The organism is Streptomyces sp. NPDC046909 (genome assembly GCF_040644695.1).
Lineage (GTDB): Bacteria > Actinomycetota > Actinomycetes > Streptomycetales > Streptomycetaceae > Streptomyces.
The window spans coordinates 467,020-493,233 of sequence record NZ_JBEYXC010000001.1 but is presented as its reverse complement, the minus strand read 5'-3'; the positions used below and the strand labels follow the sequence as shown (position 1 = coordinate 493,233).

Below are 26,214 nucleotides of genomic sequence, written 5' to 3'. Positions count from 1 at the left end.
GTGTGGCCTCAGCGCTGGTAGCGGGCGAGCACCAGGTTGCCGTCCTTCTCCAGCCGCTCGCGCAGCTCGTCGAGTCCGATCGCCCCGCTGTAGTACTCCTGGAACGCGGGCGTGGCGACCTTGTCCTTCCACTCGGGGTAGCCGCGGACGGACTGGGCGGGGGCCGAGCGCAGGTGGGCGGCGAGGGCGGTGCCGGTGGCCCAGTCGTCGTCGGTCGTGCGCAGGGCCGGGTCCTTGAGGGCCTCGGTGCCGGTGGGCAGCATCCAGTCGCCGAGCGCGAGCCGGACCATGTTCCTCGGCTGGAGCAGGAAGTCGACGAACTCGACGGCCTCCTTCTTGTGGGGGCTGTCCTCGGCGACGGAGAGGGTCTGCGGGCTGACGCCCTGTCTGAGTCCGTCGGCGCCGGCCGGGGCGGGCAGCACCTGCCAGTCGAAGCCCTTCGGCGCCTGCTGCACGATCTGCTGACGGTAGGAGAAGCCGAGCGGGACCATCGCGTACTTGCCGCCGAAGAAACCGGGCAGGGTGTCCGAGCCGCCGCTGCCGAGGGTGGTGGGCGAGGCGCTGTGGTCGGTGTTCGCCTGGTCGTGGACGGTGCGCGGCACGACCTCGTCGCCCGCCTCGAACCGGATCGTCACCTTGCCGTCGGCACCCCGGTGGAAGAGCTGTCCGCCCGCCGAGAGGGAGAGGTTGAGCGTGGCCGATACGGGTTCCTTGAGGGGCCAGGCGACGCCGTACTTGCCGTCGCCGCTGAGCTGTTCGGTGATCCGCCGGAACTCGTCCCAGGTCCAGGGGTCGTCGGGCGTCGGGATCCGTACGCCGGACTCCTTCAGCCACTTGGCGTTGGCGATGAGGACCCGCGGTTCCTGGAGGAAGGGCACGCCGTAGATCCCGTCGCCGAAGGTCGTCGTCTCCCAACTGCGCTGCGGGATATCGGACTTGAGGCGGGCGGGCAGCAGGTCGGTCAGATCGGCGAGGTAGCCGCCGTACGCGAAGTCGGCGAGGTCGTCGGAGGCGTCGTGGATGATGTCCGGGGCCTCGCCGCCCTCGAAGGAGGTGAGGAGCTGGTCGTGGACGCTGTCCCAACTGCCCTGCACGTACTCGACCTCGACGTCCGGGTGGGTCGCGTTCCACTCCTTCACCAGCTGCTTGTTCGCCGCGACGGACTCCTCCTGCCAGGCCAGGGACTGGAAGCGGAGGGTGATCTTGCCGTCGTCGGAGCCGGAGTCGTCGCCGGTGCAGCCGGTGAGCAGCAAGGTCAAGGTCAGCGCCAGGCCGATGAAGCATTTCGTCCGCATCAGCTCTTCACCGCCCCGGCCAGCATGCCGCTGGTGATCCGCCGCTGGATGATCGCGAAGACGATCAGTGAGGGCAGGGTCGCGAGGAACGCGGCCGCCGCGAGGGGACCCAGGTCGGCGACGCCCTCCGCGCCGATGAAGTGGGTGAGGACGACCGGCAGGGTCTGTTTCTCCGGGGTCTTCAGCAGGACCAGCGCGAAGAAGAACTCGTTCCACGCGGTGATGAACGCGAACAGGGCCGTCGCCACGATCCCCGGCGCCAGCAGCGGCGCGGTCACCGACACCAGGGTCCTGAGCCGCCCGGCCCCGTCGACGGCCGCCGCCTCCTCCAGTTCGACGGGCACCGCCCGGACGTATCCCACGAGCATCCACAGCGCGAACGGCAGCGCCCACACCACGTACACCAGCACCAGCCCGAACAGTGAGTTGATCAGCCGCAGGTTCTTCAGCACCAGGAACAGCGGGATGATCACCAGCACCAGCGGGAAGGCCTGGCTGACCACCACCCAGCCGGTCGCCGCCCGCGCGAGCAGCGTGCGGCGCCGGGCCATGACGTAGGCCAGCGGGGTCGCGATCAGTACGGCGATCAGGGCGGCGCCGAGCGCGGCGAGCAGGGAGTTGCCCGCGGCGCGCAGCAGCGGCTGTTCGTCGAAGGCCTGGCGGAAGTTGTCGAGGGTGGGGTCCTCGGGGATCCAGGTGGGGTGCAGACTGCCCAGTTCCCGGGGCGACTTGAAGGCGGTGGAGATCAGCCACAGGAACGGGAAGGCGAGGAAGACGAGATACCCGAGCAGGGCGGCGTACTGTCCGGCGCGGCCCGTGGCGCTGGTCCTCATGTCTCGTCACCGCCCTTGAGCCGGCCCGCCAGGAAGACGGCGAGGAGGACGGAGATCACCGCGACCATCACGCAGCCCATCGCCGCCGCGTATCCGAACTGCCCGTAGCGGAAGGCCTCTTCGTAGGCGAACAGCATGGGCAGCCGGGTGCGGCCGCCCGGTCCGCCGCTGGTCAGGACGTAGACCAGGGCGAAGGAGTTGAAGTTCCAGATGAAGTTGAGCGCGGTGATGGAGAGGGCGACCGGCCGGAGCGCGGGCCAGGTGACCGTGCGGAAGCGGCGCCAGGCTCCCGCGCCGTCCATGGCGGCCGCTTCGTGGAGTTCGCGCGGGGTGTTCTGGAGGCCGGCGAGCAGGGCGACCGTGGTCTGCGGCATGCCCGCCCAGACGCCGACGACGATGACGGCGGGCAGGGCGGTGGACAGTCCCGAGAGCCAGTCGTGGCCGTCACCGAGGCCGAGGTCGCTCAGGGTCTCGTTGAGGACCCCGGCGTCCGCGTTGTAGACGAGCCGCCACATCACTCCGACGACCACCTCGGGCATGGCCCACGGGACGATCGCCAGGGCGCGGGCCAGCCAGCGCAGTCTGAGGTCCTGGTTGAGCAGCAGGGCGAGGCCGAGCGCGAGCAGGAACTGTGGCACGGTCACCCCGACGGCCCACACCAGGCCGATCCGGAACGACTCCCAGAACAGCGTGTCGTGCAGCAGGTCCTGGAAGTTCAGGGTGCCGATCCACTGCGTGGCCCTCGTCCGGCCGGACTGGGCGTCGGTGAACGCCAGCAGGATGCCGTACAGCAGCGGGCCGACGCTCAGCACGAGGATCGGGATCAGCGCGGGCAGCACCAGGAACCAGGCGCCGCGGTCGACCGTCCGCCGTCCCCCGGGTTCCCCTCTCGCGCGCTGCGTCGACCGCTTCGTCGCGGTCAGCGATGTCACGTGATCGGCTCCTTTGCGCTGGTGACGGGATCACCTGGGCAGGCCTCCGTCATGGTCGTGAAGGGCGTATGCGCCGTCAAGGCACCGCGCACACCCTCCGACCTGTGCGAATGCGAGACTGGCGAGGGTTGGCGCGAACTCGACGCAAGCTCGACGCACACACGCACGCACAGGACACGGAGGCGGACGATGGACGAGGCACGGGCGCGGGACGTACTGGCCGCGGCGGAGGTGCTGCCGGGGCCGGCCGCCGGGGCGCGGCTGCTCGCGCTCGGCGAGAACGCGGTGTTCGCCGCCGGTGATCTGGTCGTCAAGGTGGGCCGGGACGCCGAGCTCCTCGACCGGGCACGGCGGGAGCTGGACATCGCGGCGTGGCTCGCCGAGGCGGATGTGCCGGCGGTGCGGGCGGCCGAGCCGAAGGCGCGGCTCGTCGAGGGCCATCCGGTGACGGTGTGGCACCGGCTGCCCGATCCCGTGCGGCCCGCCGAGCCGCGGGATTTGGCCGAACTCCTACGGGTGGTGCACGCCCTTCCTTCCCCCTCCTTCCCGTTGCCGCCCCGTGAGCTGCTGGGCGGTGTGGAGCGCTGGCTGCGGCTCGCGGGCGACGCGATCGACCCGGCGGACGCGGCGTATCTGCGGTCGCGTCGGGACGGTTTCGCGGCGGCCGCGGCCGCGCTCACCCCTCATCTGCCGCCCGGCCCGATCCACGGCGACGCCCTCCCCCGCAATGTGCACATCGGGCCCGAGGGTCCGGTGCTGGTCGACCTGGAGACCTTCTCCTCGGATCTGCGGGAGCACGACCTGGTGGTGATGGCCCTGTCCCGGGACCGGTACGCGCTGCCCGAGGCGGCCTACGACAACTTCACCGCGGCCTACGGCTGGGATGTGCGCGAGTGGGAGGGCTGCTCGGTGCTCCGGGGCGCCCGGGAGACGGCCAGCTGTGCGTGGGTGGCCCAGCACGCGCCCAGCAATCCTGAGGCGCTGGCCGAGTTCGAGCGCCGGGTGGCGTCTCTGCGGGACGGGGACGAGACGGTGCGGTGGTATCCGTTCTGAGGTGTCCCGCCCGGCGGTTCAGACCGTTTCGTCCGCCGGCTCTCTGAGCGGCCACGTGCCGTCCACCACCGCGTCCTTCTCGCCCTTGCCGCGCAGGAACTTCTGGAAGTCCGCCGCCCAGTCCGCGTACCACTCGATCTGGCGGCGGTGGAGTTCCGCCGGGCCGAGGGCGGCGATCTTGGGGTGGCGGTCGGCTATCGCGTGGGCCAGCCGGGCCGCGGCCAGGGCGTCCGCGGAGGCGTTGTGGGCGGCGTCGAGCGGGACTCCGTACTCCGTGCAGACGGCTTCGAGGTTGCGCTTGCCGCGGCGGTAGCGGTCGACGGAGCGGTCGATCGTGTAGGGGTCGATGACCGGGGCGGGGTCCACTCCGCCCAGGCGGTCCCGGAGGGAGGGCAGGGCGTGGCGGCGCAGCTCCGCGGAGAGCAGGGTCAGGTCGAAGGCCGCGTTGTAGGCGACCACCGGGACACCGGTCTTCCAGTACGCCGTCAGGACGTCGGCGATGGCGTCCGCCACCTCGTCGGCCGGGCGGCCCTCGGCGGTCGCGCGTTCGTTGCTGATCCCGTGGACCGCCACCGCGTCGGCCGGGATCTCCACGCCCGGATCCGCCAGCCACTCGCGGTGCCCTATGGGCTGCCCCGCCCTGACCTCGATCACGGCCCCCGTGACGATGCGCGCCTCGCGCGGATCGGTCCCGGTCGTCTCCAGGTCGAAGCCGATCAGCAGCTCCTGGTGCCAGCCCATGCGGCGGCCCCCCTTCTTGGTGGTGCTTTCCCCCAGTGGTCTCCACGATCCCATGCGCCACTGACAATCAGAGGACCGCGTTCCGCTTCCCTGCCTCTTCGGTGCGACTTTCAGGACACCGGCCGCGAATCCGCCCAGGACGTCTCGAACTCCTCGCGGTACGTCGGAAAAAGGCCGCTGTCGTCCAATTCGCCCGGCTTGACGACCTTGTTCCCGTTGCGCAGCACCAGCACCGGCGCCTCCATGCCCCGCGACCGCCGCAGATACGACTGCACGACGGCCACTCCGTCCGAACCGTCCCCGTCCACCAGGTAGGCGGTGAAGCGCGGGGTCTCGTCGTAGACCTGGATCTCGAAGGCGCCCGGGTCCCGCAGCCGGGACCGCACCCGGCGCATGTGCAGAATGTTCATCTCCACGGCACGGCCCAACTCACCGCGCTTGAGGCCGAGTTCACGCTCGCGTCGCTTGACCGCGCTGGAGGCCGGGTTCAGGAACAGCAGCCGCACCCGGCAGCCGGCCTCGGCGAGGCGCACCAGCCGGCGGCCGGAGAAGTTCTGCACGAGCAGGTTGAGGCCGATGCCGACGGCGTCGAGGCGGCGGGCGCCGCCGAAGATGTCCTCGGCGGGGAACTGGCGCAGCAGCCGCACCCGGTCGGGGTGGACGGCGACCACGTCCGCGTACCGGTCGCCGACCAGGTCCTCGACCGCGTCCACGGGGAGCCGGCGGGAGGACGGCACGTCACCGCCCGCGCCGAGTATCTCCAGGAGCCGCGCGGAGGCCCGTTCGGCCTGGCCGAGGACGGCCTCGGAGAGGGCGCGGTTGCGGGAGACGACGTTGCGGGTCACTTCCAGCTCGTCCAGGGCGAGTTCGACGTCCCGGCGCTCGTCGAAGTAGGGCTCGAAGCACGGCCAGTGCTGCACCATCAGCTCGCGCAGCTGCGGCAGCGTGAGGAAGCTGAGGACGTTGTCGTCGGCCGGGTCGAGCAAGTAGCCCTTGCGGCGGCTCACTTCGCGTACGGCGACCGCCCGCTGCACCCACTCCTGTCCGGCGGGTCCGGCGGCGGCGACGACCCAGTCGTCGCCGTGGACGGGTTCGTAGATGGGACGCAGAACGGCGGCCACGACCGCGCGCAGCCGCTGTTCGACGAGGTTCAGCCAGATGTAGGCCCGGCCGGCTCGCTGGGCGCGCGTACGCACCTCGCGCCAGGCGTCGGCGTCCCAGTCCAGCTCCGGCCCGATGGAACCGGCGGCGTCCATGGGCCGTGCCAGGCTCACCGTGCCGGGCGGGACGTCTGCGGAGTTCCCCTCGTGACCCTCGTCACCAGGGGGCAACTCCAGCCCTCCCGAGCCCACCCGCGCACCGCCTTCCGCTCCCCCGAGCACTCCCGGGGGACTCGCCCCACCCAACGATCAAGGAAGGGTACTCCGGGAGCGGTCGGCGGTGCAGCCGGATGGACAGGGTCGTTTCTCAACTACCGCCCGTGTAGTTGCCGTTCTGCCCGGCCAGCGCCGCCGGAGTGAGCGGATTCATAGCGGTGACGTCGCGCGGGGCGATGGAGAATCCCTGCCAGTGGACCGGCATCGGCTGCTGGTCCTCGTCCCTGGCTATGTGGTGGAAGCCGACGTTGACCCAGGCGACGGGGTGCGTGAGGGTCTGTCCGCCGACCCACTTGTCCACGTCCTTGGGGTGGGCGCGGTCGCACTTGGGGTTGTTGCTCGCGAACAGCTCACACTTGTCGTACTGAGTGAAATAGATGTCGTGCTTGGTGAAACTCCGGCCCGGGTAACGGGTGGTGGGGCCGGGCACGAACTCGTACGAACGCGCGTGGCCGTCCTTGTTCTTGCCGGTCGCGCTGACCATCCGCCACCAGCGGTACGTCTTGGCGTCGCCCGCGAGTTCCTTGGTGACCTTGGTGCGGACGGTCTTGGTGGTCGGGGTCTGGTTGCCGCGCGGGGTGACCGTGGAGTCGTACTGCTCGACGCGGTTCTTGGTGGAGCCGTCGAGGGCGAAGTCGAGCCGCCAGAAGACGTTGTGGCTGTGGCTGGTGGCCTGGGCCTTGGCGCCCTTGCCGATGGGCCAGCCGCGGCCGTCGCCGGCGTCGTAGTCGATCGGCGAGAGGGTGCCGGTCGCGCCGACGTTCATGTTGATGGTGCCGTCGTCCTGGAAGCGGTACTCAGTCATGTACTCGTACCAGCCGACCTGGTTGACCGTGTAGACGAGGAGGTCCTTGCCCTGGGCCTGGTAGACCTTGTTGGCGCTGTCGCCCTGCATGCGGTAGGCGTGGCCACGCGCGCGCGTGGTGGTGCACAGGCCCTTCACGTTCGGGTCGATGCCCGGGTACTGGTCCGGGACCTTGACCGTCTTGATGGTGCCGCCGGGGCATTCGCCGGGCGCCAGGTTCATCAGGTCCTTGGCGAAGTCCTGGCCCGTCAGGTCGTCGTACTCGGCCTTGCCGTCGTCGTACGGGACGTGGATCTGGCCGAGGCGGGCGCTGTCCAGGACCTTGATCGGCTTGGGCTCGCCCTTGGGCTGGTAGGTGATGTCGTCCAGGACGAGGCCGGCCATGCCGTCGTACCGCCAGCACATCCGCCAGGTGGTGCCGCCGGCGAGCTTCTGCTCGATGCGGTAGGCGGCGCTGCAGTCGGCGGCGGCCGCGGCGGCGGTTCTGGGCTGGGCGGCGGCGGGCCCGGCTCCGGTCGTCAGTCCGGCGGCCAGCGCGGCCACGGCGAGACCGAGGACCGCCGTCCGGCTGCGGGCATGACGAATTCTGTTGGCGCGCATGAAGAGGTGACTCCCTCGCAGGAGATGCGGGTTCGGAAGAGGAATCGAAGGTCCGCTCAGCGGCGGAAGGCCGGACTCAGTGGGCGAGTTCGACGACCTTGCGGGCGCTGAGGTCGATCACCAGATGCCTGGTGTCGATCCACGGCCCGTTCTTGACCTTCGTGAACAGCGTCACGCAGCGGTGCTCGCCGCACTTGTCCAGCGCGGTGGGCTGGGAGCCCGGCGTGGAGCGGTAGACGCCACCGCTGAGGCGCAGCTGGTCCGGCGAGGTGAGCTCCTTGCCGGTGGCGTCCTTGTAGTCCGCCTTGAGGCCGGCCCCGAGCAGGTCGGCGATGAGCAGGCTCGTCGCCTCGGTGGTCTCGGCGCGGCTGGGCGGCGGCTGGACGCCCTGCCGTTCGACGGTGTCGACGACCTTGCCGCTGTCGAGGTCGACGGTCTTGGTGACGAGGGTGTCGTCCCGGTAGTCGTAGTACGTCACGTCGGCGCGCCGGGACGCGCCCGTGCCACCGCTCGCGCTGTCGTCGGGTTCGGCGAGGTCGACGGTGAGCTGCTGCGGACCGCGCTCGCCCTCGACGTTCTCACTCGCGGCGAACGTCTGCCGGTTCACGGCGAGCTTCTGGGCGCGGGCGATCTCGTCGTCGGTGAGCGGGTCGTTGCCCGTGCCCTTGTCGCCCTCGGCGGGGGCTTCCTCGACGACACCCGGCGCGACCGGGTTGCCCTTCTCGTCCTGCCCCAACTGCTGTGCGGCGGCCGCCTGGCCGCCCGCCTTGGTCCCTCCCGTTTCGTCCGCCCCGGCCGTTCCCGGCAGGGTGATCCCGACCATCACGGCGGTGGAGGCCACCGCTATGGCCGTACCGGCCACCACCTTTCCCAGATGGCGGCGCACCATTTCGCGCACGTCTTCCCCTTACTCCCCCTTGGTCGAAAGGGAGTATGTGATTGCCCCACAGGTTTGCGCATACCGCGTATGCACTGGTCGACCGGTAAGAGGGACGTAAGTCGTAGGTGGTTCCATCACTTTCGGGGAGACTCGGGGGTGACTCGGGGCCAAGGCGCCCCGGCGGCGAGCGCGAGCTGAAAGAGTCTTGTCCATGCAGGTCTGGCCTGGAGAGGCGTATCCACTCGGTGCCACGTACGACGGCGCCGGGACCAACTTCGCGGTCTTCACCGAGGCCGCGGACCGAGTAGAGCTGTGTCTGCTGCACGACGACGGCTCGGAGACGGCGGTGGAACTGCGGGAGAGCGACGCGTTCGTCCGGCACGCGTATCTGCCCGGGGTGATGCCCGGTCAGCGCTACGGCTTCCGCGTGCACGGCCCGTACGCCCCGGAGCGCGGGCTGCGCTGCAACTCCGCGAAGCTGCTCCTCGACCCGTACGCGCGCGCGATCAGCGGTTCGATCCAGTGGGGCGAGGAGGTCTACGGCTACCACTTCGACGCCCCGGAGCGGCGCAACGACCTGGACTCGGCGCCGCACGCGATGACGTCGGTCGTGGTCAACCCGTACTTCGACTGGGGCGACGACCGGCGCCCGCGCACCGACTACCACCACACGGTGATCTACGAGGCCCATGTGAAGGGCCTGACCATGCGGCACCCGGGGCTGCCCGAGGAACTGCGCGGCACGTACGCCGCCCTCGCGCATCCGGCGATCATCGAGCACCTCACCGAACTCGGGGTGACCGCGCTGGAGCTGATGCCGGTCCATCAGTTCGTCAACGACCACCGGCTGGTCGACATGGGCCTCAACAACTACTGGGGCTACAACACCATCGGCTTCTTCGCCCCGCACAACGCGTACGCCTCCTGGGGCGACCGCGGCCAGCAGGTCCTGGAATTCAAGTCGGCGGTACGGGCGCTGCACGAGGCCGGTATCGAGGTCATCCTGGACGTGGTGTACAACCACACGGCCGAGGGCAACCATCTGGGCCCGACGCTGTCGTTCCGGGGCCTGGACAACCCGTCGTACTACCGGCTGACGGACGATCCCCGCTACTACATGGACACCACGGGCACCGGCAACTCCCTGCTGATGCGCTCCCCGCACGTCCTTCAGCTGATCATGGACTCGCTGCGCTACTGGGTCACCGAGATGCATGTCGACGGCTTCCGCTTCGACCTCGCGGCGACCCTGGCCCGGCAGTTCCACGAGGTGGACCGGCTGTCGTCGTTCTTCGACCTGGTCCAGCAGGACCCGGTGGTCTCCCAGGTGAAGCTGATCGCGGAGCCGTGGGACGTCGGCGAGGGCGGCTACCAGGTGGGCAACTTCCCGCCGCTGTGGACCGAGTGGAACGGCAAGTACCGGGACTGCGTACGGGATCTGTGGCGCGGTGAGCGGCGCGCGGTAGCGGAGTTCGCGTCGCGGCTGACCGGCTCCTCGGACCTGTACCAGGACGACGGGCGGCGCCCGCTGGCCTCCATCAACTTCGTGACCTGCCACGACGGCTTCACCCTGCACGACCTGGTGTCGTACAACGACAAGCACAACATGGCCAACGGCGAGGAGAACCGGGACGGCGAGAGCCACAACCGGTCCTGGAATTGCGGGGTCGAGGGCGACACCGACGACCCGCACGTCCTGGAGCTGCGCGCCCGGCAGATGCGGAACTTCATCGCGACGCTGATGCTGTCCCAGGGCGTGCCGATGCTCAGTCACGGTGACGAGTTCGCCCGCACCCAGCGCGGCAACAACAACGCCTACTGCCAGGACAGCGAGCTGGCGTGGGTGGAGTGGCCGGAGGAGGACGGCGAGGTCTTCGGCGATCTGCTGGCCTTCACGCGCGCGATGGTGTGGCTGCGCCGGGACCACCCGGTCTTCCGCAGGCGGCGCTTCTTCCACGGGCGGCCGGTGGAGGGCACCCACGACGAGCTGTCGGACATCGCCTGGTTCACCCCGGAGGGCGAGGAGATGACCCAGCGCGACTGGGACCGTGCGAAGGCGTCGGCCATCTCGGTGTTCCTCAACGGCAACGCCATCTCCGAGCCAGGACCGCGCGGGGAGCGCATCGGCGACGACTCGTTCCTGCTGATGTTCAACGCCTCCCACAAGACGCTGGACTTCGTCGTGCCGGTCAACCACGGCCGGCAGTGGGAAGTCGTCGTCGACACCGCGCGGGCGGACGGCCTGCCGCAGGGCACGGGCCCGAAGGTGCGGGCCGGGGACCGGCTGACGCTGGTGGACCGGAGCATGACGGTGTTGCAGCGGCCCGTCTGAGCGGGTCCGGGCGCGCGCGTGCGAGGGGACGTGGGGCGGGCGGTGACACGAAAGGCGGCCGGGCGGGTACGTAGGTTGGCATGACACCTGCGCGTCCCGACCCGGTGGTGCCGACCGCCACGTACCGGCTGCAGTTGCAGCCCGAGTTCCCCTTCGCCGCCGCGGCGGCGGCCGTTCCCCACCTGGCCGCGCTCGGCGTCTCCCATCTGCATCTGTCCCCCGTCCTGGAGGCGGTCCCCGGCTCCCTGCACGGCTACGACGTCGTGGACCACGCGCGCGTGCGCGAGGAACTGGGCGGCGAGGAGGGGCTGCGCGCACTGGCCGCCACCGCGCGGGAGCACGGCCTCGGCCTGGTGGTGGACATCGTCCCGAACCACATGGCCATGGCCCCGCGCCACAACCGCGCCTTGTGGGAGGTCCTCAGGGAGGGTCCCAAGTCGCCGTACGCGCGCTGGTTCGACATCGACTGGGAGGCGCAGGGCGGGCAGATGCTGCTGCCGATGCTGGGCGGCCCGCTGGGCTCGGTCATCGACGAGCTGCGGGTCGAAGGCGACGTACTGCGCTACTACGACCATGTCCTCCCGTTGCGCGAGGGCACCCAGGAGCTGGCGTTGCCGCAGCTCCTTGACGCGCAGTGGTACCGCCCGGCCTGGTGGCGGCTGGCGCGCACCGAGCTCAACTACCGGCGTTTCTTCAGCATCTCGGAGCTGATCGGGGTGCGGGTCGAGGACCCGGAGGTGTTCGAGGCCACCCACGGCAAGATCCTCCAGCTGCTCCACGAGGGCGTGGTGGACGGGCTGCGGATCGACCACCCCGACGGGCTCGCCGACCCCGACGCGTATCTCGCACGCCTCCACGAGGCGACCGGGGGCCGCTGGACGGTGGTCGAGAAGATCCTCGCCGACGGGGAGCATCTGCCGGCGTCCTGGCCGGTCGCGGGCACCACCGGGTACGACGCCCTGCGGCACATCGACGGGGTGTTCGTGGACCCGGCGGGGTTCGGGGAACTCCTCGGCCAGTACCGGCGGTTCGCGGCCCCGCAGACCGACCGGGGCGGGCACTGGGAGGCGACGGTGCGGCGGGCGGCCTACAAGGTGCTCACGCACGAGCTGGCCGCCGAGACGGAGCGGCTGACCCGGGTCACGGCCCGGCTGTGCGCCGCGTCCCCGGATCCCGCGCTGCGCGACCGGGCGCCGTGGGCGCTGCGTACGGCTCTTCAGGAGCTGCTGGTCCGGATGGAGGTCTACCGGCCGTACTCCTCCGTCGACGCGGCGTCCGTCGTCACCTCGGAGGCCGCGGAGGAGGCGCGGCAGGCGTTCGTGGTGCCCGAGGAGGCGGGGGCGGTGGACGTGGTGCGGGACCTGGTGCTGGGGCGGGCCGGTGACGGGCCCTCGCACGAGGAGTTCCGGGCCAGGTTCGCGCAGACCTCGTCGGCGTTGCGGGCCAAGTCCGTGGAGGACACGGCGTTCTACCGCTATGTGCCGCTGCTGTCGGCGACCGAGGTGGGCGGGAACCCGGGTGCCCCCGCGGTGTCCCCGGACGCCTTCCACGCGTACTGCGCGCGCGTGCAGCGGGACTGGCCGGCGAGCGGGACGGTCGTGTCGACGCACGACACCAAGCGGAGCGCCGATGTACGGGCCGCGCTGGCCGTGCTGACCGAGTGTCCGCAGCGGTGGGGGGACGTCCTCGCCGAGGTGACGCGCACCGGTGAGGGGGTGCCGGACGCGCAGGTGGCGTGGGCGGCCTGGCAGACGGTGTTCGGGCTCGGTCCGGTGGACGACCCGGAGCGGGTGCGGGGGGCGCTGCTGAAGCATGTCCGGGAGGCCGGGCTGTACACGAGCTGGACGGAGCAGGAGCCGCCGTACGAGGAGGCGGTGGCGGCGTTCGTCGAGGCGGGGCCCTGTGGGGCGCCGGGTGAGCGGGTGGCGGCGTTCCGGGGTTCGCTCGGGGCGGCGATCCGGGCGAATGTGCTCGGGGCGGCGCTCCTTCATCTGACGATGCCGGGGGTGCCGGACGTGTACCAGGGGACGGAGGGCGAGTACCTGGCGCTGGTGGATCCGGACAATCGGCGGCCCGTGCGGTTTCCTCCGGGGGACACGGGTGAGAAGGGGGCGGTGACCGCGGCGGCGCTTCGGTTGCGGGCGCGGCGTCCCGCGGTGTTCGGGGACCGGGGGACGTACGTTCCGCTGGCGGCGGAGGGCGGTCCGGCGGCGGGGCATTGTCTGGCGTTCGCGCGGTCCGGGGAGGTTGTCGTGGCGGTCACCCGGCTTTCGTCGCGGCTGGCCGAGGGGGGTGGGTGGGGCGAGACCGTCCTGCCACTGCCGCCGGGACGGTGGGGGGATGTGCTGGGTTCGGGGCGGCAGTTCTCGGGGGGTGTGCGGGTGGGGGCGCTGTTCGAGGGGGTGCCGGTGGCGTTGCTGGAGCGCGTGGAGGGGTGAGGTCGGGGGCTGGGTGCGCGGGGTGGGGGCTGAGGTGCGGTGGGTGCGCTCGCCCGCGCTGGCGGGGTGCCTCCCCCAGAGGGGGGACCCCCAGCGCCCACCCGTGCCGCCCCTCGCGGCACGCCTGCCCGCAGGCTGAGCAGGCGAACGTCAAACGTCAAGCCGGACCGGGGTGTGGCCAGTGGTCTCTCAAGAGGGTGACGAAGGCCTCTGCCGCGCCTGACGGGGGGACTCGGGCGAACGCGGTCAGGGGGCGTTTCCAGGCGGGGTCAGGGGTGAGAAGGACGCAGTCCTCGCCTACCGCGCCGCGCACGATGTGGGAGGGGGCGACGCTCACGCCGACACCCGCCGCGGCCATCCGTACCGCCGTCGACGTGTGCTCGGTGTACACCGCCGTGCGCGGGGTGAAGCCGGCCCGGCCGCAGGCCCAGTCGAGAAAACGTTCGCCGTGGACGACGGGTTCCATGGCGCAGCGGATCCAGACGCGGTCGGCGAGTTCGGGCAGCGTCACCGTCGTACGGCCCGCGAAACGGTCGTCGAAGGGCACGACCAGGACGAGTTCCTCCTCGCCGAGGGGGACGACCGTGCCGGGCCAGTCCACGGGCGCGGGGCCCACGGCGAGGTCCGCGGTGCCGCGTTCGACCTCGTCCTCCAGCGCCTGGGACGTGGCGTACTCGTGCAGGTGCAGGGCCACGCGGGGGTGTGCGGCACGCCACAGGGCGAAGACGTCCGGCAGGATGCCGACGGCCACCGAGTGCAGGGCCGCCACATGGAGCTCACCGCCCTCGGCGCCCGCCGCGGCACGGGCCGCCCGGTGCGCCTGCTCGGCGCTGCGGACGGCACGTTCGGCGTGCGGGAGGAACGCGCGGCCCATCGGCGTGAGGCGCACCCCGCGCGGCATGCGTTCGAGGAGCTCGCCGCCCACGCTCCGTTCCAGGGCCTTGATCTGGTGCGAGAGCGCGGGCTGCGTCACATGCAGCAGTTCGGCCGCGCGCGTGAAGGACGCCTCCTCGACGACCGTGAGGAAGTACTCCATCTGCCGCAGGCTCATCCCGATCCCCCATAAACATCGTTCATCGAATCCACAAGAACATTGCCTTGGACTCATGGCAAGCCGTCGCCGCACCCTGACCGTATGAACACTTCGGACGTCATCGTCATCGGCGGCGGCACCGGCGGTTACAGCACCGCCCTGCGCGCCGCCGCCCTCGGTCTCGACGTCGTGCTGGTCGAGCGCGACAAGGTCGGCGGGACGTGTCTGCACCGCGGCTGCATCCCGAGCAAGGCGATGCTGCACGCGGCGGAACTCGTCGACGGCATCGCGGAGGCGCGGGAACGCTGGGGCGTGAAGGCGACGTTGGACGCCGTCGACTGGTCCGCCCTGGTGGCCACGCGCGACGACATCGTGACCCGCAACCACCGGGGCGTCGAGGCCCATCTCGCCCACGCGGGCGTGCGGGTGGTGCGCGGCACCGCGCGGCTGACCGGAACCCGTTCGATCCGGGTCGAGGGTGAACCCGCGGCGGGCGTGCGGGAGTTCACCGCGCGCCGCGGTCTCGTGCTCGCGACCGGCTCACGCCCGCGTGTGCTCCCGGGGCTCGTGCCGGACGGCCGGCGTGTGGTGACGAGCGACGACGCGTTGTTCGCGCCCGGGCTTCCGGCCTCCGTCCTGGTCCTCGGCGGGGGCGCGATCGGTGTGGAGTACGCCTCGTTCCACCGCTCGATGGGCGCGGAGGTGACATTGGTGGAGGCCGCCGACCGGATCGTGCCCCTTGAGGACGTGGACGTGAGCCGGCACCTGGTGCGCGGGCTGAAGAAGCGCGGCATCGACGTACAGGCGGGTGCGCGGCTGCTGGACGCGGAGGTGCTCGACGACGGCGTACGCGCGCGTGTCCGCACGGCCCGCGGCGAGACGCGCGTCGTGGCGGCGGAGCGGCTGCTCGTGGCGGTGGGCCGGGAACCCGTCACCGACGGGCTCGACCTGGCCGCCGCGGGGCTCGCGACGGACCCGCGCGGCTTCGTCGTACCGGCGGACTGGGACCGCCTGGAGACGGCGGTGCCCGGCATCCATGTGGTGGGCGATCTGCTGCCGCCGCCGTCCCTCGGTCTGGCCCACGCGTCGTTCGCGGAGGGCCTGCTGGTGGCGGAGACGCTGGCCGGAGTGCCGACCGTGCCGGTCGACTACGCGGCGGTCCCCCGGGTCACCTACTCGGCGCCGCAGACCGCGGCCGTGGGTCTCGGTGAGGCCGAGGCACGCGCGCGTGGGTACGAGGTGTTCGTCAACTCGATGCCGTTGACGGCGGTCGCGAAGGGCATGGTGCACGGGCAGGGCGGCATGGTGAAGATCGTCGCGGAGGCCGGGGACGGGCGGGTGCTCGGGGTGCATCTGGTGGGTCCGCATGTGTCCGAGATGGTCGCCGAGAGCCAGCTGATCGTCGGCTGGGACGCCACGCCCTCGGACGTGGCCCGGCATGTGCACGCGCACCCGACGCTGTCGGAGGCCGTCGGTGAGGCGTTCCTGACGCTCGCCGGGCGCGGACTGCACCAGCAGTGAGCGCCCGGTGCCCGCGAACGCCCCCGTAAGGCCCCGCACTCCTGCTGGCACCCACGGCCCTTCCCGCTGGCGGTAAATGCATCTGGGCGCCCCCTGGAGCCTCCCCCGAGGCGTCCTTGACAGTTCACAGAGACCGTGGGGTACTGCGGATTGCGAAGCCGGGCGGATGGTCGGGGGTGAGTCTCCTGCCGGAGCTGCGCTACCCCTCAGTCGCCGAAGTCGTCGCGTCCGCGAGGGCGTTGGCCGCGCGCCGGCCCGCCCTCTGCGCCCTGCGGGAGATCGGCCGCTCCCGGGCGGGCAGGCCTCTCCACCTGCTGTCCGTGGGCCATGCCCGGCGTGCCGTGCTCGTCGTCGCGGGCGCCCACTCCAATGAGCCGACCGGTGGCGCGACGCTCCTCGCGGTCGCCGAACGGGTGCTGAACGAACGGGAGTTGCGGGAGGGCACGTCCTGGCACTTCCTGCTGTGCGCGGATCCCGACGGGGCGAGCCTGCACGTCACTCCGGCGCCGCGCAGCCTGTTCGACTACCACCTCGGCTTCTTCCGCCCCGCCGGCCATGAGCAGCCGGAGTGGTCGCCCGCGGTGCTGCCGCCGGACCGGTTGCCGCCGGAGACCCGCGCCCTGACCGCCGTCATCGACGAGCTGCGCCCCTACCTCCAGGTGACCCTGCACGGCACCGACCTGGGCGGCAGCTGGGTGCAGCTGACGAAGGACATCCCGGGGCTGGCGGAGCCGTTCGCGAAGTCGGCGGCGGAGCTCAACATCCCGGTGGAGACCGGGGCTTCGGACGCCGCGGGCTGGCCCGCGTCCGGGCCCGGGGTGCATGTGATGCCGTCTCCGGGCGCGGGGGCGGCGTATCCGAGCATGCCGGACGACGCGCGCAACAGCACCTGGTACCACGCGCATCGGTACGGCGGTCTGACCGCGATCGTCGAGGTGCCGATGTGGGCGAGCGACCTGGTGGACGATCCGGTCCCGCATCCGGCCCCGGCGGTCGCGCTGCGGCGCCTCGCGGGCCGGCTGCTCCAGGACACCCTCCAGGTGGAGCGGGTGCTCGCGGACGCCTCGCCGCGGCTGCCCGGCGACGACGGGCCGCTGCTGCGGGCCGCCAAGTGGGGTCTTGAGCTGGTGCCGGGGCTGGCCGCGGACTGGATGCACACCCCGCCCGCCGACAACACGCGCGCGTACGTGGGCAGTGTGGACGCGTTCGCGCGCCGGCTGCCGCTGCGGGCGGCGTCGATGCTGCTGCGGGTGCTGCTGGAGAACGAGGACCGTGCCGCGCCGCGTCTGGAGCGGCTCGTGGCGACCTGGAGCGAGACCTTCGCGGACCGTTTCCGGGCCCGCTGGGTGCCGTTGGAGCACCAGATCGAGCACCAGTCCCGCACGGTGGTCGCGGCGGCGGTCCACGCACGCGACAGGGCCGCGTGAGCGCCACCGCGCCACCCCGCGCGCGTCAGCTGTCGAGGCGTCAGCCGTCGAGCGCGAACACCGAGCCGGTCCGGCCGGCCATCACACAGCCGTTGGAGAAGATCTCCGCGTAGTCGACCGGCCGCCCGTTCCACTGCCCACGCGCGCGTGCGGTCACGGGGGCGTAGATCATCGGGCAGTAGGTGTTCCGCGTCGGCAGCGCGGTGATGTCCCCGTCCACCGCGTCCAGCTCGGCGCAGGCCTCGGCGGCGTGCGCGTGTCCCTGGGGCGGGTCGCACAGCAGCAGGGTGCCGCGCGTGTCGCTGGACCGGGCGTCGCCCTGGGTGACCGTGAGATAGAGCCAGTTGCCGGTGCGGGAGTCCTGGGAGGCCGCCTGGGCGGGGGCGGTACCGGTGACGAGGAGGGCGGCAACGGCGAGCAGGGCGCCTCGCGCGGCCTTGGTTGCGGTGCTGTTCTTCATTCCAGATGCATCGGCACGGCGCTCTGCGAACCCCACCCCGACTCACCCGAACGGGAGCCCACGCGCGCGTGCCGTCCGGCCAGCTCGAACACGCTCTGCACCACCCGCGCCTGGTACTCCACCTGCCGCGCGACGGGGATCCAGCACGCCCCGCAGCCGTCGCGGTAGTCGGCGCACCACTCGTCGATGAGCCGGTCGAGCTCGGGCAGCGCCCCGGCCGGGTCGGTCCCGGCGGCCGTCACCAGCTGGTGCAGCAGCCCCGCCGTCCGCAGGGCCAGGCGCCGTCCGGAGATGCGCAGGGCGGCGAGGTGGGCGGTGCTGAGCGGCGGCAGCGGATGGGAGCCGTCGTCGACGTCGGGGTCCCAGGCGTCGGCGAGTCCGGGGCAGACCAGTAAATAGTCGTCGACCGGCGCGAGCAGCCGCTCCGCGTCCGGGGCGGCGGCGACGAAGGGGCGGACGCGGGTGAACAGCCGCTCCAGGAGCCGGGTGTCGCGGCGCAGTGTCCGGCTGACGGTACGGAGCGCGGCGGCGGGGTCGGCGGGCGGGGAGCCGTCCTCGACGGCGGGCACGCCCCACATGGGGGCCTCGACGATCGCGGTGACGGTGCCGTACCGGTGGGGGTGGAACCAGGTCGACTCGACGGCGGCCTCGGTGATCGCGGCGGCCAGGTCGCCCCGGCGCGGGGGCGGGATGCGGAAGACGGCGGGGCCGAGGCGGGGCCAGTACAGGGTGTCGTACGGGCCGAGTTCGCGGGGTATGCCGAGGCGCGCCGCGTGCTGGGTGACGCGGCGGTCGAGGCCGGGCAGTTCGTGGGTGAGCTCGACGAAGCCGCCGCCTATGTCGACGCCGTGCAGGGAGCACTGGAGGAAGGGCCGCAGTTCGTCCTGGAGGTCGAGCAGGGCGCGGGTCTCGGGGAGCGCGACCTCGGCGGCGCCGTCGGGCAGCCACTCGGGCTGTTCCAGGAAGCCGGGGCGGAAGAAGTGCCGGAAGTGCCGGCCGAGGGTGTACGGGCCGTGCAGCCAGCCCTCGTTGCGGCGCAGTCCGTCGGGGTCGAGGCAGAGCAGCAGGTTCCAGGTGGCGTCGGCGCCCTCGGTGAGCCCGGGGTCGGCGAGGGCGCGTTCGGCGAGCCGCAGGACGGTGGCGCCGCCGACGGGCTCGTTGGCGTGCGGCCCGGCGACGATCAGGGCCTGGCGGCTGCCGTGGCCGACGGAGAGCAGCCACAGGGGCGTGCCCGCGCGGGAGGTGCCGACTCGGCGGAGTCCGGCGTCCCGGGGGTGGTCGGAGACGAGTGCGGCCGCCCGGGCGCCCAGTTCGTCGACGGTCGGGTAGCGGAGGAGGGGCGGCAGGGCACACCTCCACAATGTGGTGCCGTCGGTTCACCTGGTGTGCATGGTGTACGCACAGTGAGTCACGACTTGCGGGGTACGTCAACACCGCGTTCGGAAAAGGGATTTGAGCGCTGGACGGGCAGTAAATCCCAGGCCAGAGCTAAGGTCGCACTCAGTTCACGGCGAGCCGGAACCACATCCGGCCGAAGCCCACCTGGTCGCCCTCGCGGACCACGGCGGCCCCGATGACCCGCCGTCCGTTGACCGTCGTGCCATTGGTCGAACCGAGGTCCCGCAGCACCCACATGCCGCCCTGCCGGCTCAGCTCGGCGTGCACCCGGGAGACCGTCTCGTGGCTCAGCCGGAGGCCGTTGGCGGGGTCGCGGCCGATCCGCAGCGGGTGGCCGTTGCCGGGGTGCGGCAGCAGCAGCTTGGGCAGCCGCTCGGCCTGCCAGGCGCGGCGCAGCCGCTGGGTGAACCCGGAGACCGCCTCCACCGAGCCGAAGACCAGCCGGGAGAGACGTCCCTCCGAGGGCAGGTCGGCGGTGAGCGCCGCGAGTTCGTCCGAGCGGCGGGCGGCAAGGGCCAGTTCCATGCGCCGGATGAACGTGTCGTGCGAGAGCCGGCCCATGGCGACGCCGTCACGGAGCACCTTCAGCGCCTTGTCGCGCTCCGCGTCGGAGAGCCGCGCGGGGTACGTGTTGAACTCGAAGGACGACGTCACGCTCGTGATTGTCGGGCAGTGGACGCCGGGTGTCCAGAAAACACGGGAACAGCCGCCCCACGCGCGTGCGTGACGCCGACGGCCACGACACCCGCGCAAATGGGCGCGTTCAGAAGCGGATTGATCTCGTTTGAAGCACCATGGACGGGCTACATCACGGTGAGCAGACGAAGGGGAACCGTCCGTGCAGTTCGAGGTGTGGGCACCGCAGGCCGACCGTGTGACGCTCCAGTGCGAGGGCGCCACGCGCGCGTTGGAGCGCGATCCTGAACGGGCCGGATGGTGGCGGGGCGAGGCGGAGGCGCAAGACGGCTCCCGCTACGGCTTCGCCCTGGACGACGGCCCCGTACTGCCGGACCCCCGCTCGCGCCGGCAGCCCGACGGCCCGGACGGGCTGAGCGCGGTCGTCGACCAGGGGCGGTACGCGTGGCGTACGGAGTGGGCGGGCCGCCCGCTGCCGGGCGCGGTCCTGTACGAGCTGCACGTGGGCACGTACACCCGCGAGGGCACCCTGGACGCGGCGGCCGAGCGGCTCGGGCATCTCGTCGAACTGGGCGTCACCCACGTCGAGTTGATGCCCCTGTGCCCCTTCCCCGGGCGGCACGGCTGGGGCTACGAGGGCGTCTCCCTGTGGGCCGTGCACGAGCCGTACGGCGGGCCCGAGGGGCTGAAACGGTTCGTCGACCGGGCGCACGAGCTCGGGCTCGGGGTGGTCCTGGACGTCGTGCACAACCATCTGGGGCCGTCGGGCAACTACCTGCCGGCGTTCGGGCCGTACTTCACGGACACCCATCACACGCCGTGGGGTTCCGCGGTGAACCTGGACGCGCCCGGGTCGGACGAGGTGCGCGCGTATCTCCTCCAGAGCGCGCTGGCGTGGCTGCGGGACTACCGGATCGACGGGCTGCGCCTGGACGCGGTGCACGCGCTGGCGGACACACGCGCGTGCCACTTCCTGGAGGAGCTGTCGAGGGCGGTGGACGCGTTCGCCGTCGAGGCGGGCCGGCCGCTGTTCCTGATCGCCGAGTCCGATCTCAACGACCCGCGGCTGATCACCGCCCGCGCGGAGGGCGGGCTCGGGCTGCACGCGCAGTGGAACGACGACTTCCACCACGCCCTGCACACCGCGCTGACGGGCGAGTCCCAGGGCTACTACGCCGACTTCGGGCGCGCCCCGTTCGCGGCGCTCGCGAAGACGCTCACCGGCGGCTACTTCCACGACGGCACGTACTCCAGCTTCCGGGGCCGCCGCCACGGGCGGCCGCTGGACCGCGCGCGGGTGGCCGCGCACCGGCTGCTCGGGTACTCCCAGACCCACGACCAGGTGGGCAACCGGGCCCAGGGCGACCGGCTCTCGGCGTCGCTCTCCCCCGGGCTGCTGGCCTGCGCGGCCGCGCTGACGCTGACCGCGCCGTTCACGCCGATGCTGTTCATGGGCGAGGAGTGGGCGGCGGGCACACCCTGGCAGTTCTTCACCGACCACACCGACCCCGAGCTCGCCGAGGCCGTACGGCGCGGCAGACGGCGGGAGTTCACGGCGCACGGGTGGGCGGAGGAGGACGTGCCCGACCCGCAGGACCCGGCGACCCGGGACCGTTCCTGCCTGGACTGGTCCGAGCTCGAACGCGAGCCCCACGCACGCGTGCTGGACTGGTACCGCAGGCTCATCGCCCTGCGCCACGAGCAGGCCGACCTCACCGATCCGGACCTCGCCGACACGAGGGTGGCCTACGACGAGCGGGAGCGCTGGCTGGCCTTCCGGCGGGGCGACGTACGCGTGGCGGTGAATCTGGCCAAGGAGACCGCCGCGATCCCTCTGGGGCCCCGTCAGGCGCGTGTACTGGCCGCGTGGGAGCCGGTGGCGGGGCCCGGGGCGGACGGGGTGCTCCAGGTGCCCGGGGAGTCGTGCGTGGTGCTGCTCCAGGAGTGAGCGGCCCGTGGGAGTGCCGGTGGAGCCGCTCTCGCGAGACCCGCTTGCGGAACCTCGCGTGCGGAAACCCGCGTGCGGAAACCCGCGTGCGGAACCCTATCCAGAGCCCCCTAGAGCTCCTCGTCCCCGTCGTCCTCCCGCAGTTCCGTCACGCGTTCCAGCAGGATCGCCTCCCAGGCGTGCCGCAGCCGTACCCGCAGTTCCGGCAGCGGGGTGTCGTCGCGGCCCGCGAGGTGTTCGGCGAGGCGGATCACCGTGTCGCAGCGGGCCAGCCACAGGCCGCGCAGACAGGGGCGGGCGCCGTAGCCGGCGAGGGTGGCGGCGCGGACGGCGGCGGGGGATCCGACGGCGAGGGCGAGTCCGGCGATGTCCTCGGCGGGGTCGCCGACGATCGCGTCGGCCCAGCCGAGCACGCCGCGTACCCGTCCGTCGGCGCTGACGACGAGGTGGTCGCCGGTGAGGGCGTGGTGGACGAGGACGGCGGTGCCGGGCTGTGCGGCGAGCTGGGCGGCGGCCGGGAGGCCGAACTGGTGGAGCCGGCCGGGGTCGAACTCGTCGGCGGCGCCCAGGAGTTCGGCGGCGTTCCCGGCGGCGCGGCGCAGCTGTTCCAGGGAGCGCGGGGAGGTGCGCGGGACGCCGAGGGTCTCGGCCTGCCGGGCGGGCACCTCGCGCAGGCCGGTGAGGAGTGCGGCGAGGTCGGCCTCGCCGACGGCGGAGACGTCGTGCTCGCGCGCGGAGCCGCCGGGCAGCTTGGTGTCCAGCGTGTAGGTCAGTCCCGGCGTCCATTCGCCGTGCGCCACGCTCGTCGGGACGGCGGCCGGGATGTGCGGGCGGACGAGGTCGCGCAGGCGCAGTTCGCGGCGCTGGCGCAGGGCGGCCTCCCGGTCGGGGGCGAGGCGCAGCACATGGCGGGCGCCGACCCACCAGGTGGCGGGTTCGGCGCTCTCGACGACCGGCCGGACCTCGGGTCCGGCGCCGCTCGATGCGTCCTTGAGGAGGGAACGGACCAGCCGGCGGACGGTGTCCGCGGTGGGTGTCGGTGCCTGGGTCATGGTCGCGCCGTAGTCACTCGGGGGTGTGGGGCTCCTGATGGCTGCTCAGTCCATTGCTCAGTCCACTATGACCATGTCGCGGGTGGTGTCGTTGAGGCGGCGGCCGCCGTCCTCGGTGACGGTGACGATGTCCTCGATGCGTACCCCGAAGCGGCCGGGGAGATAGATCCCGGGTTCCACGGAGAAGCACATGCCGGGGACGAGGGGCTGCTGTTCGCCCTCGATCATGTACGGCGGTTCGTGCGTGGTGACGCCGATGCCGTGGCCGGTGCGGTGGATGAAGTACTCGCCGTACCCGGCGTCGGCGATCACCTCGCGGGCGGCCCGGTCGACCTCCTGGCAGGCGACGCCGGGGCGTACCGCGCGGAAGCCGGCCTCCTGGGCCTCGCGGACGAGGTCGTGGACCCGGCGTTCCTCATCGGTGGGCTCGCCGACGTGGACGGTGCGGGAGGTGTCGGAGCCGTAGCCGTCCTTGAGGCCGCCGAAGTCGAGGACGACCATGTCGCCGCGCTCGATGACCCGGTCGCCGACCTCGTGGTGCGGGTTGGCACCGTTGGGGCCCGAGGCGACGATCGTGAAGTCGACCTGCTCGTGCCCGAACCGGCGCAGCAGTCCGGTGAGGTCGGCGGCGACCTCGGACTCCCGGCGGCCGCCGAAGGGAACCTTCCGGATCTCCTCGAACGTTGCGTCAGCAGCGGCTCCCGCGGCCGCCAACAGCTCCAGTTCCGCCGCGTCCTTGACGGCCCGCAGCATCGGCAGCGCGTCGGTGAGCGCGGCGTACGAGGTGCCGGGCAGCGCCTTCTGGAGGCCCAGCAGATGCAGCGCCCAGGCGTTGTCGCTGACGCCGAACCGGCCGCCGGAGTCGAGGAGGGCGGCGGTGGCGGCGTAGGGGTCCTTGCCGTCGGTCCAGTCCCGCAGGGTCAGGGCGGGCGCGCCGGTCGCGTGCGCGGCGTCCGGGGCCTCCAGGGTGGGGACGACGAGGACGGGGTCCTGGCCGGGGGCGAGGACCAGCAGGGTGAGCCGTTCCGTGATCGCGGTCGGGGTGTAGCCGGTGAGCCAGACCAGGTCGGGGCCGGGGGCCACGAGGAGCCCGGCGAGTCCGGCGTCGGCGGCCGCCCGGGCGGCGCGCTCCATCCGGGCCCGGTAGTCGTCGGCGGTGAAGGGCGCGGGCGTGCTGCCGGTCATCCGGGCCTCCCAGGGCGGACAGAGGGACAACGGGGGCTACGGGCAGCATCCTGCCCGGACAGCGGGGGCCGCGCGAGCCGATCGGCGGGGCTTTCACGGGGTTCGCCGGGTCTTCCGGCGGGTTCGCCGGCTGTTTCGGGAGGCCTGCCGGTCATCGCGTCAGTTCTCCAGCGCCAGCCGGACGCCGAGCAGGAGCAGCACGCCCCCGGAGACCTGCTCCAGGCGCCGGCGCACTCCGGCCCGGGACAGCAGAGTGCGCATCCGGCCGACGAACCACACGTACAGGCCGTAGTAGCCGATCTCGTAGACCGCCCAGAGCGCGGCGAGGCCGGCCATGGCCGGCAGGTGCGGGGCGCCGTCCGGGACGAACTGCGGGAGGAAGGACATCGCGAAGACGGCCGCCTTGGGGTTGGCGAGGTTGAGCAGCAGCCCGCCCCGGTAGGCCGCCCAGCCGCTCTTCTCGCCGCCCGCCCAGCCGTCGTCGGCCGTGCCGGCCGTGTCGGCCTTGCCGCGGCGGGCCTGCCACAGGGCCTGGACCCCGAAGGCGACGAGGACGACCGCGCCGACGACGCGCATGACGTCGTACGCCACCTCGGAGGCCGTCAGCAGCGCGGTCAGGCCGAACGCGGCGACGAGGCCCCAGACGAACACGCCGGTCTCGTTGCCGAGCACGGTGAGGAATCCGGAGCGCCTGCTGCGCAGCGACTGCTTGATGATCAGCACGGTGCTCGGGCCGGGTGAGGCGGCGACGAGGGTGCAGGCCCCGAGGAAGGCGATGAGGGTGCTCAGCATGGGGCTCATCGTGGCCCGCGCCGGGGAGGGCGACCACCCGTTTTCTCTTCCTTAATGGGTGAGGATTGCTCAAGCATTAGATCTAATGCTTAGATCTCCATACGCCATTAGAGTCGATCTCAGGGGAGGCGCACGACCGTGCTCGTACTCGCGCACATCAGCGATCTGCATCTGGACGGGAGCGAACGGGCCACCGAGCGCGTGGAGCGGGTGCGCGACCGGCTGTGGGAGCTGCCGGGGCGGGTCGACGCGCTGCTGGTGACGGGGGACATCGCGGACCACGGCGCGGAGACGGAGTACGAGGAGGTCGCGCGGATCCTCGGCGACGCACCCTTCCCGGTGCTGACCTGCCCGGGCAACCACGACAGCCGCGCCCCCTACCGCAAGGCACTGCTGGGGCAGCCCCCGGCGGACGGGCCGGTCAACAGCGTGCGGGTCTTCGACGACACTGCGGTGCTGATGTGCGACTCCAGCATCCCGGGGCAGGACGAAGGGGCCCTGGACGAGGAGACGTATGACTGGATCGAGGCGACGCTGGACGGGCTCGGCGGGGAGCGGCGGGCGCTGCTCGCCTTCCACCACCCGCCGGTGGCGCTGCACCATCCGTTGCCGGACTCCTACCGGCTGCGGGAGCCCGAACGGCTGGCGGAGCTGCTCGGACGCCGTCCCGAGATCGCGGGGCTCATCGTGGGCCACGCCCACACCCCGGCCGCGAGCGTCTTCGCCGGGCGGCCGTTGACGGTAGGCCCCGGGGTGACCTGGACGCTGCGGCTGCCCTGGGAGGGCGAGCGGATCGCGGACCGGGACGCGCCGGTCGGGTTCGCGTTCCATGTCCTCGACGACGCCGGGCGGCTCACCAGCCACTTCCGGGTGGTCATGTGACGATGCCGGGTACGGCGGTCAACTGCTGGTAGCCGCCGCTCTTGTGACGGACCGTCAGGGTGACCTCCTTGCCGGGGCGGGCGTCGGCCACGGCGCGGGCCAGATCGGCGGCCGAGTCGACGCGGGCCTTGCCGACCTGGAGGAGTACGTCGCCCCGCACCAGGCCCGCGGTGTAGCCCGGTCCGGGCACATGGACGCCGACGACCAGGGCGCCCGCCTTCTCCGCGTCCACCGCCTCCACGCCGAGGGTCGCCGCGACGGGTGCCGTGGAGGGCGTGGGCGAGGCGACGGACGGCGTGGCCGAGGCGGTGGGGGCGGGGTGGGCCGGCACCGGTGGGGTCCGCTCCATCTGGCGCTGCATCTCGGCGAGTCTGCTCATGCCGATCACCGTGGCGCCGAGCGTGCCGAGGCCGACCCCGGACAGGACGAGGACCGTCCCCACGAACAGCGCGAACAGCACGGTCCGCACCCTGCGGCCGCGGCGGGGAGCGGCGTGCGGGTGCCGAGCGGGACGGGATGTCCCGCCTCCGCTCGGCTCCTGTCCAGGCATCGGCTTCGGACGCAACGCGGTCTGTTCCATGGCTGATGCTCTACC

Annotated in this window: 22 protein-coding genes; 7 read left to right on the top strand and 15 right to left on the bottom strand. The window is 72.3% G+C overall.

The genetic code is table 11. From position 1 onward, the window contains the following. Positions 1–8 precede the first annotated feature (8 nt). From ABZ928_RS02005 to ABZ928_RS01995, 3 genes are read right to left on the bottom strand one after another with little or no spacing between them, the layout of a single operon-like run. On the bottom strand, positions 9–1,295 hold the full coding sequence (locus ABZ928_RS02005; protein ID WP_361514507.1) for a sugar ABC transporter substrate-binding protein: 1,287 nt from the start codon (positions 1,293–1,295) through the stop codon (positions 9–11). Then, positions 1,295–2,128, bottom strand: coding sequence for a carbohydrate ABC transporter permease (locus ABZ928_RS02000; RefSeq protein ID WP_361514506.1), 834 nt, complete (start codon positions 2,126–2,128; stop codon positions 1,295–1,297). The genes ABZ928_RS02005 and ABZ928_RS02000 overlap by 1 nt, the downstream gene beginning before the upstream one ends. Further along, on the bottom strand, positions 2,125–3,060 hold the full coding sequence (locus tag ABZ928_RS01995) for a sugar ABC transporter permease (protein ID WP_361514505.1): 936 nt from the start codon (positions 3,058–3,060) through the stop codon (positions 2,125–2,127). The genes ABZ928_RS02000 and ABZ928_RS01995 overlap by 4 nt, the downstream gene beginning before the upstream one ends. A 189-nt stretch (positions 3,061–3,249) precedes the next feature. Between ABZ928_RS01995 and ABZ928_RS01990 the strand changes: the two genes are divergently transcribed. Beyond that, entirely contained in the window at positions 3,250–4,113 is an 864-nt protein-coding gene (locus tag ABZ928_RS01990) for an aminoglycoside phosphotransferase family protein (protein ID WP_361514504.1), read from the top strand. Between the two features lie 18 nt (positions 4,114–4,131). Here ABZ928_RS01990 and ABZ928_RS01985 read toward each other — a convergent pair whose 3' ends face one another. The 4 genes from ABZ928_RS01985 to ABZ928_RS01970 form a co-directional block, all read right to left on the bottom strand. Next, positions 4,132–4,854 (bottom strand): 3'-5' exonuclease, encoded by a 723-nt coding sequence (locus tag ABZ928_RS01985; protein WP_361514503.1) that lies wholly within the window; start codon positions 4,852–4,854, stop codon positions 4,132–4,134. Between the two features lie 110 nt (positions 4,855–4,964). Continuing rightward, positions 4,965–6,206, bottom strand: coding sequence for an SAV2148 family HEPN domain-containing protein (locus ABZ928_RS01980; protein WP_361514502.1), 1,242 nt, complete (start codon positions 6,204–6,206; stop codon positions 4,965–4,967). Between the two features lie 115 nt (positions 6,207–6,321). Continuing rightward, entirely contained in the window at positions 6,322–7,635 is a 1,314-nt protein-coding gene (locus ABZ928_RS01975) for a copper amine oxidase (protein WP_361514501.1), read from the bottom strand. Positions 7,636–7,711: 76 nt separating this feature from the next. After that, positions 7,712–8,533 carry a Tat pathway signal sequence domain protein gene (locus ABZ928_RS01970; protein ID WP_361514500.1) on the bottom strand — a complete coding sequence of 274 codons (822 nt, stop codon included), beginning with the start codon at positions 8,531–8,533 and terminating at the stop codon, positions 7,712–7,714. Between the two features lie 193 nt (positions 8,534–8,726). On the opposite strand from ABZ928_RS01970, the gene glgX reads away from it, so the two are divergent. Further along, on the top strand, positions 8,727–10,847 hold the full coding sequence (glgX, locus tag ABZ928_RS01965) for a glycogen debranching protein GlgX (RefSeq protein ID WP_361514499.1): 2,121 nt from the start codon (positions 8,727–8,729) through the stop codon (positions 10,845–10,847). 80 nt (positions 10,848–10,927) lie between these two features. Continuing rightward, a complete protein-coding gene (gene treY, locus ABZ928_RS01960; RefSeq protein ID WP_361514498.1) occupies positions 10,928–13,285 on the top strand; it encodes a malto-oligosyltrehalose synthase in 2,358 nt (785 codons plus the stop codon). A 157-nt stretch (positions 13,286–13,442) separates the two neighbouring features. Here the strand turns inward: treY and ABZ928_RS01955 are convergent, their stop codons facing one another. Beyond that, positions 13,443–14,336, bottom strand: coding sequence for a LysR family transcriptional regulator (locus tag ABZ928_RS01955; RefSeq protein ID WP_361514497.1), 894 nt, complete (start codon positions 14,334–14,336; stop codon positions 13,443–13,445). Positions 14,337–14,420: 84 nt separating this feature from the next. Here ABZ928_RS01955 and lpdA point away from each other — a divergent pair, with 84 nt between their 5' ends. Then, complete coding sequence (lpdA, locus tag ABZ928_RS01950) at positions 14,421–15,839, top strand: dihydrolipoyl dehydrogenase (protein WP_361514496.1); 1,419 nt, start codon at positions 14,421–14,423, stop codon at positions 15,837–15,839. Between the two features lie 176 nt (positions 15,840–16,015). Beyond that, entirely contained in the window at positions 16,016–17,266 is a 1,251-nt protein-coding gene (locus tag ABZ928_RS01945) for a M14 family zinc carboxypeptidase (protein WP_361514495.1), read from the top strand. Positions 17,267–17,306: 40 nt separating this feature from the next. Here ABZ928_RS01945 and ABZ928_RS01940 read toward each other — a convergent pair whose 3' ends face one another. The 3 genes from ABZ928_RS01940 to ABZ928_RS01930 all read right to left on the bottom strand — a co-directional run bounded on the left by ABZ928_RS01940 (position 17,307) and on the right by ABZ928_RS01930 (position 19,778). After that, positions 17,307–17,726: an SSI family serine proteinase inhibitor gene (locus ABZ928_RS01940; protein ID WP_361514494.1), complete on the bottom strand. Its 420-nt coding sequence runs from the start codon at positions 17,724–17,726 to the stop codon at positions 17,307–17,309. Then, entirely contained in the window at positions 17,723–19,087 is a 1,365-nt protein-coding gene (locus tag ABZ928_RS01935) for a M14 family zinc carboxypeptidase (protein ID WP_361514493.1), read from the bottom strand. Before ABZ928_RS01935 ends, ABZ928_RS01940 begins: the two co-directional genes overlap by 4 nt. Positions 19,088–19,226: 139 nt before the next feature. Further along, positions 19,227–19,778, bottom strand: a complete 552-nt coding sequence (locus ABZ928_RS01930) for a DUF1707 and FHA domain-containing protein (protein WP_361514492.1) — start codon at positions 19,776–19,778, stop codon at positions 19,227–19,229. Positions 19,779–19,962: 184 nt separating this feature from the next. On the opposite strand from ABZ928_RS01930, the gene treZ reads away from it, so the two are divergent. Further along, on the top strand, positions 19,963–21,708 hold the full coding sequence (gene treZ, locus ABZ928_RS01925) for a malto-oligosyltrehalose trehalohydrolase (RefSeq protein WP_361514491.1): 1,746 nt from the start codon (positions 19,963–19,965) through the stop codon (positions 21,706–21,708). A gap of 110 nt (positions 21,709–21,818) precedes the next feature. Here treZ and ABZ928_RS01920 read toward each other — a convergent pair whose 3' ends face one another. The 3 genes from ABZ928_RS01920 to ABZ928_RS01910 all read right to left on the bottom strand — a co-directional run bounded on the left by ABZ928_RS01920 (position 21,819) and on the right by ABZ928_RS01910 (position 24,737). Then, positions 21,819–22,760: an aminoglycoside phosphotransferase family protein gene (locus ABZ928_RS01920; protein WP_361514490.1), complete on the bottom strand. Its 942-nt coding sequence runs from the start codon at positions 22,758–22,760 to the stop codon at positions 21,819–21,821. Between the two features lie 57 nt (positions 22,761–22,817). Continuing rightward, positions 22,818–23,945 (bottom strand): aminopeptidase P family protein, encoded by a 1,128-nt coding sequence (locus ABZ928_RS01915; protein ID WP_361514489.1) that lies wholly within the window; start codon positions 23,943–23,945, stop codon positions 22,818–22,820. A 159-nt stretch (positions 23,946–24,104) separates the two neighbouring features. Next, positions 24,105–24,737 (bottom strand): LysE family translocator, encoded by a 633-nt coding sequence (locus tag ABZ928_RS01910; RefSeq protein ID WP_361514488.1) that lies wholly within the window; start codon positions 24,735–24,737, stop codon positions 24,105–24,107. A gap of 138 nt (positions 24,738–24,875) precedes the next feature. Here ABZ928_RS01910 and ABZ928_RS01905 point away from each other — a divergent pair, with 138 nt between their 5' ends. Continuing rightward, positions 24,876–25,619 (top strand): phosphodiesterase, encoded by a 744-nt coding sequence (locus ABZ928_RS01905; RefSeq protein ID WP_361514487.1) that lies wholly within the window; start codon positions 24,876–24,878, stop codon positions 25,617–25,619. Here the strand turns inward: ABZ928_RS01905 and ABZ928_RS01900 are convergent. Beyond that, the gene (locus ABZ928_RS01900) at positions 25,612–26,199 is read right to left on the bottom strand and encodes a PDZ domain-containing protein (RefSeq protein WP_361514486.1); all 588 of its coding nucleotides are present in this window, start codon (positions 26,197–26,199) and stop codon (positions 25,612–25,614) included. The genes ABZ928_RS01905 and ABZ928_RS01900 overlap by 8 nt on opposite strands. Positions 26,200–26,214 lie beyond the last annotated feature (15 nt).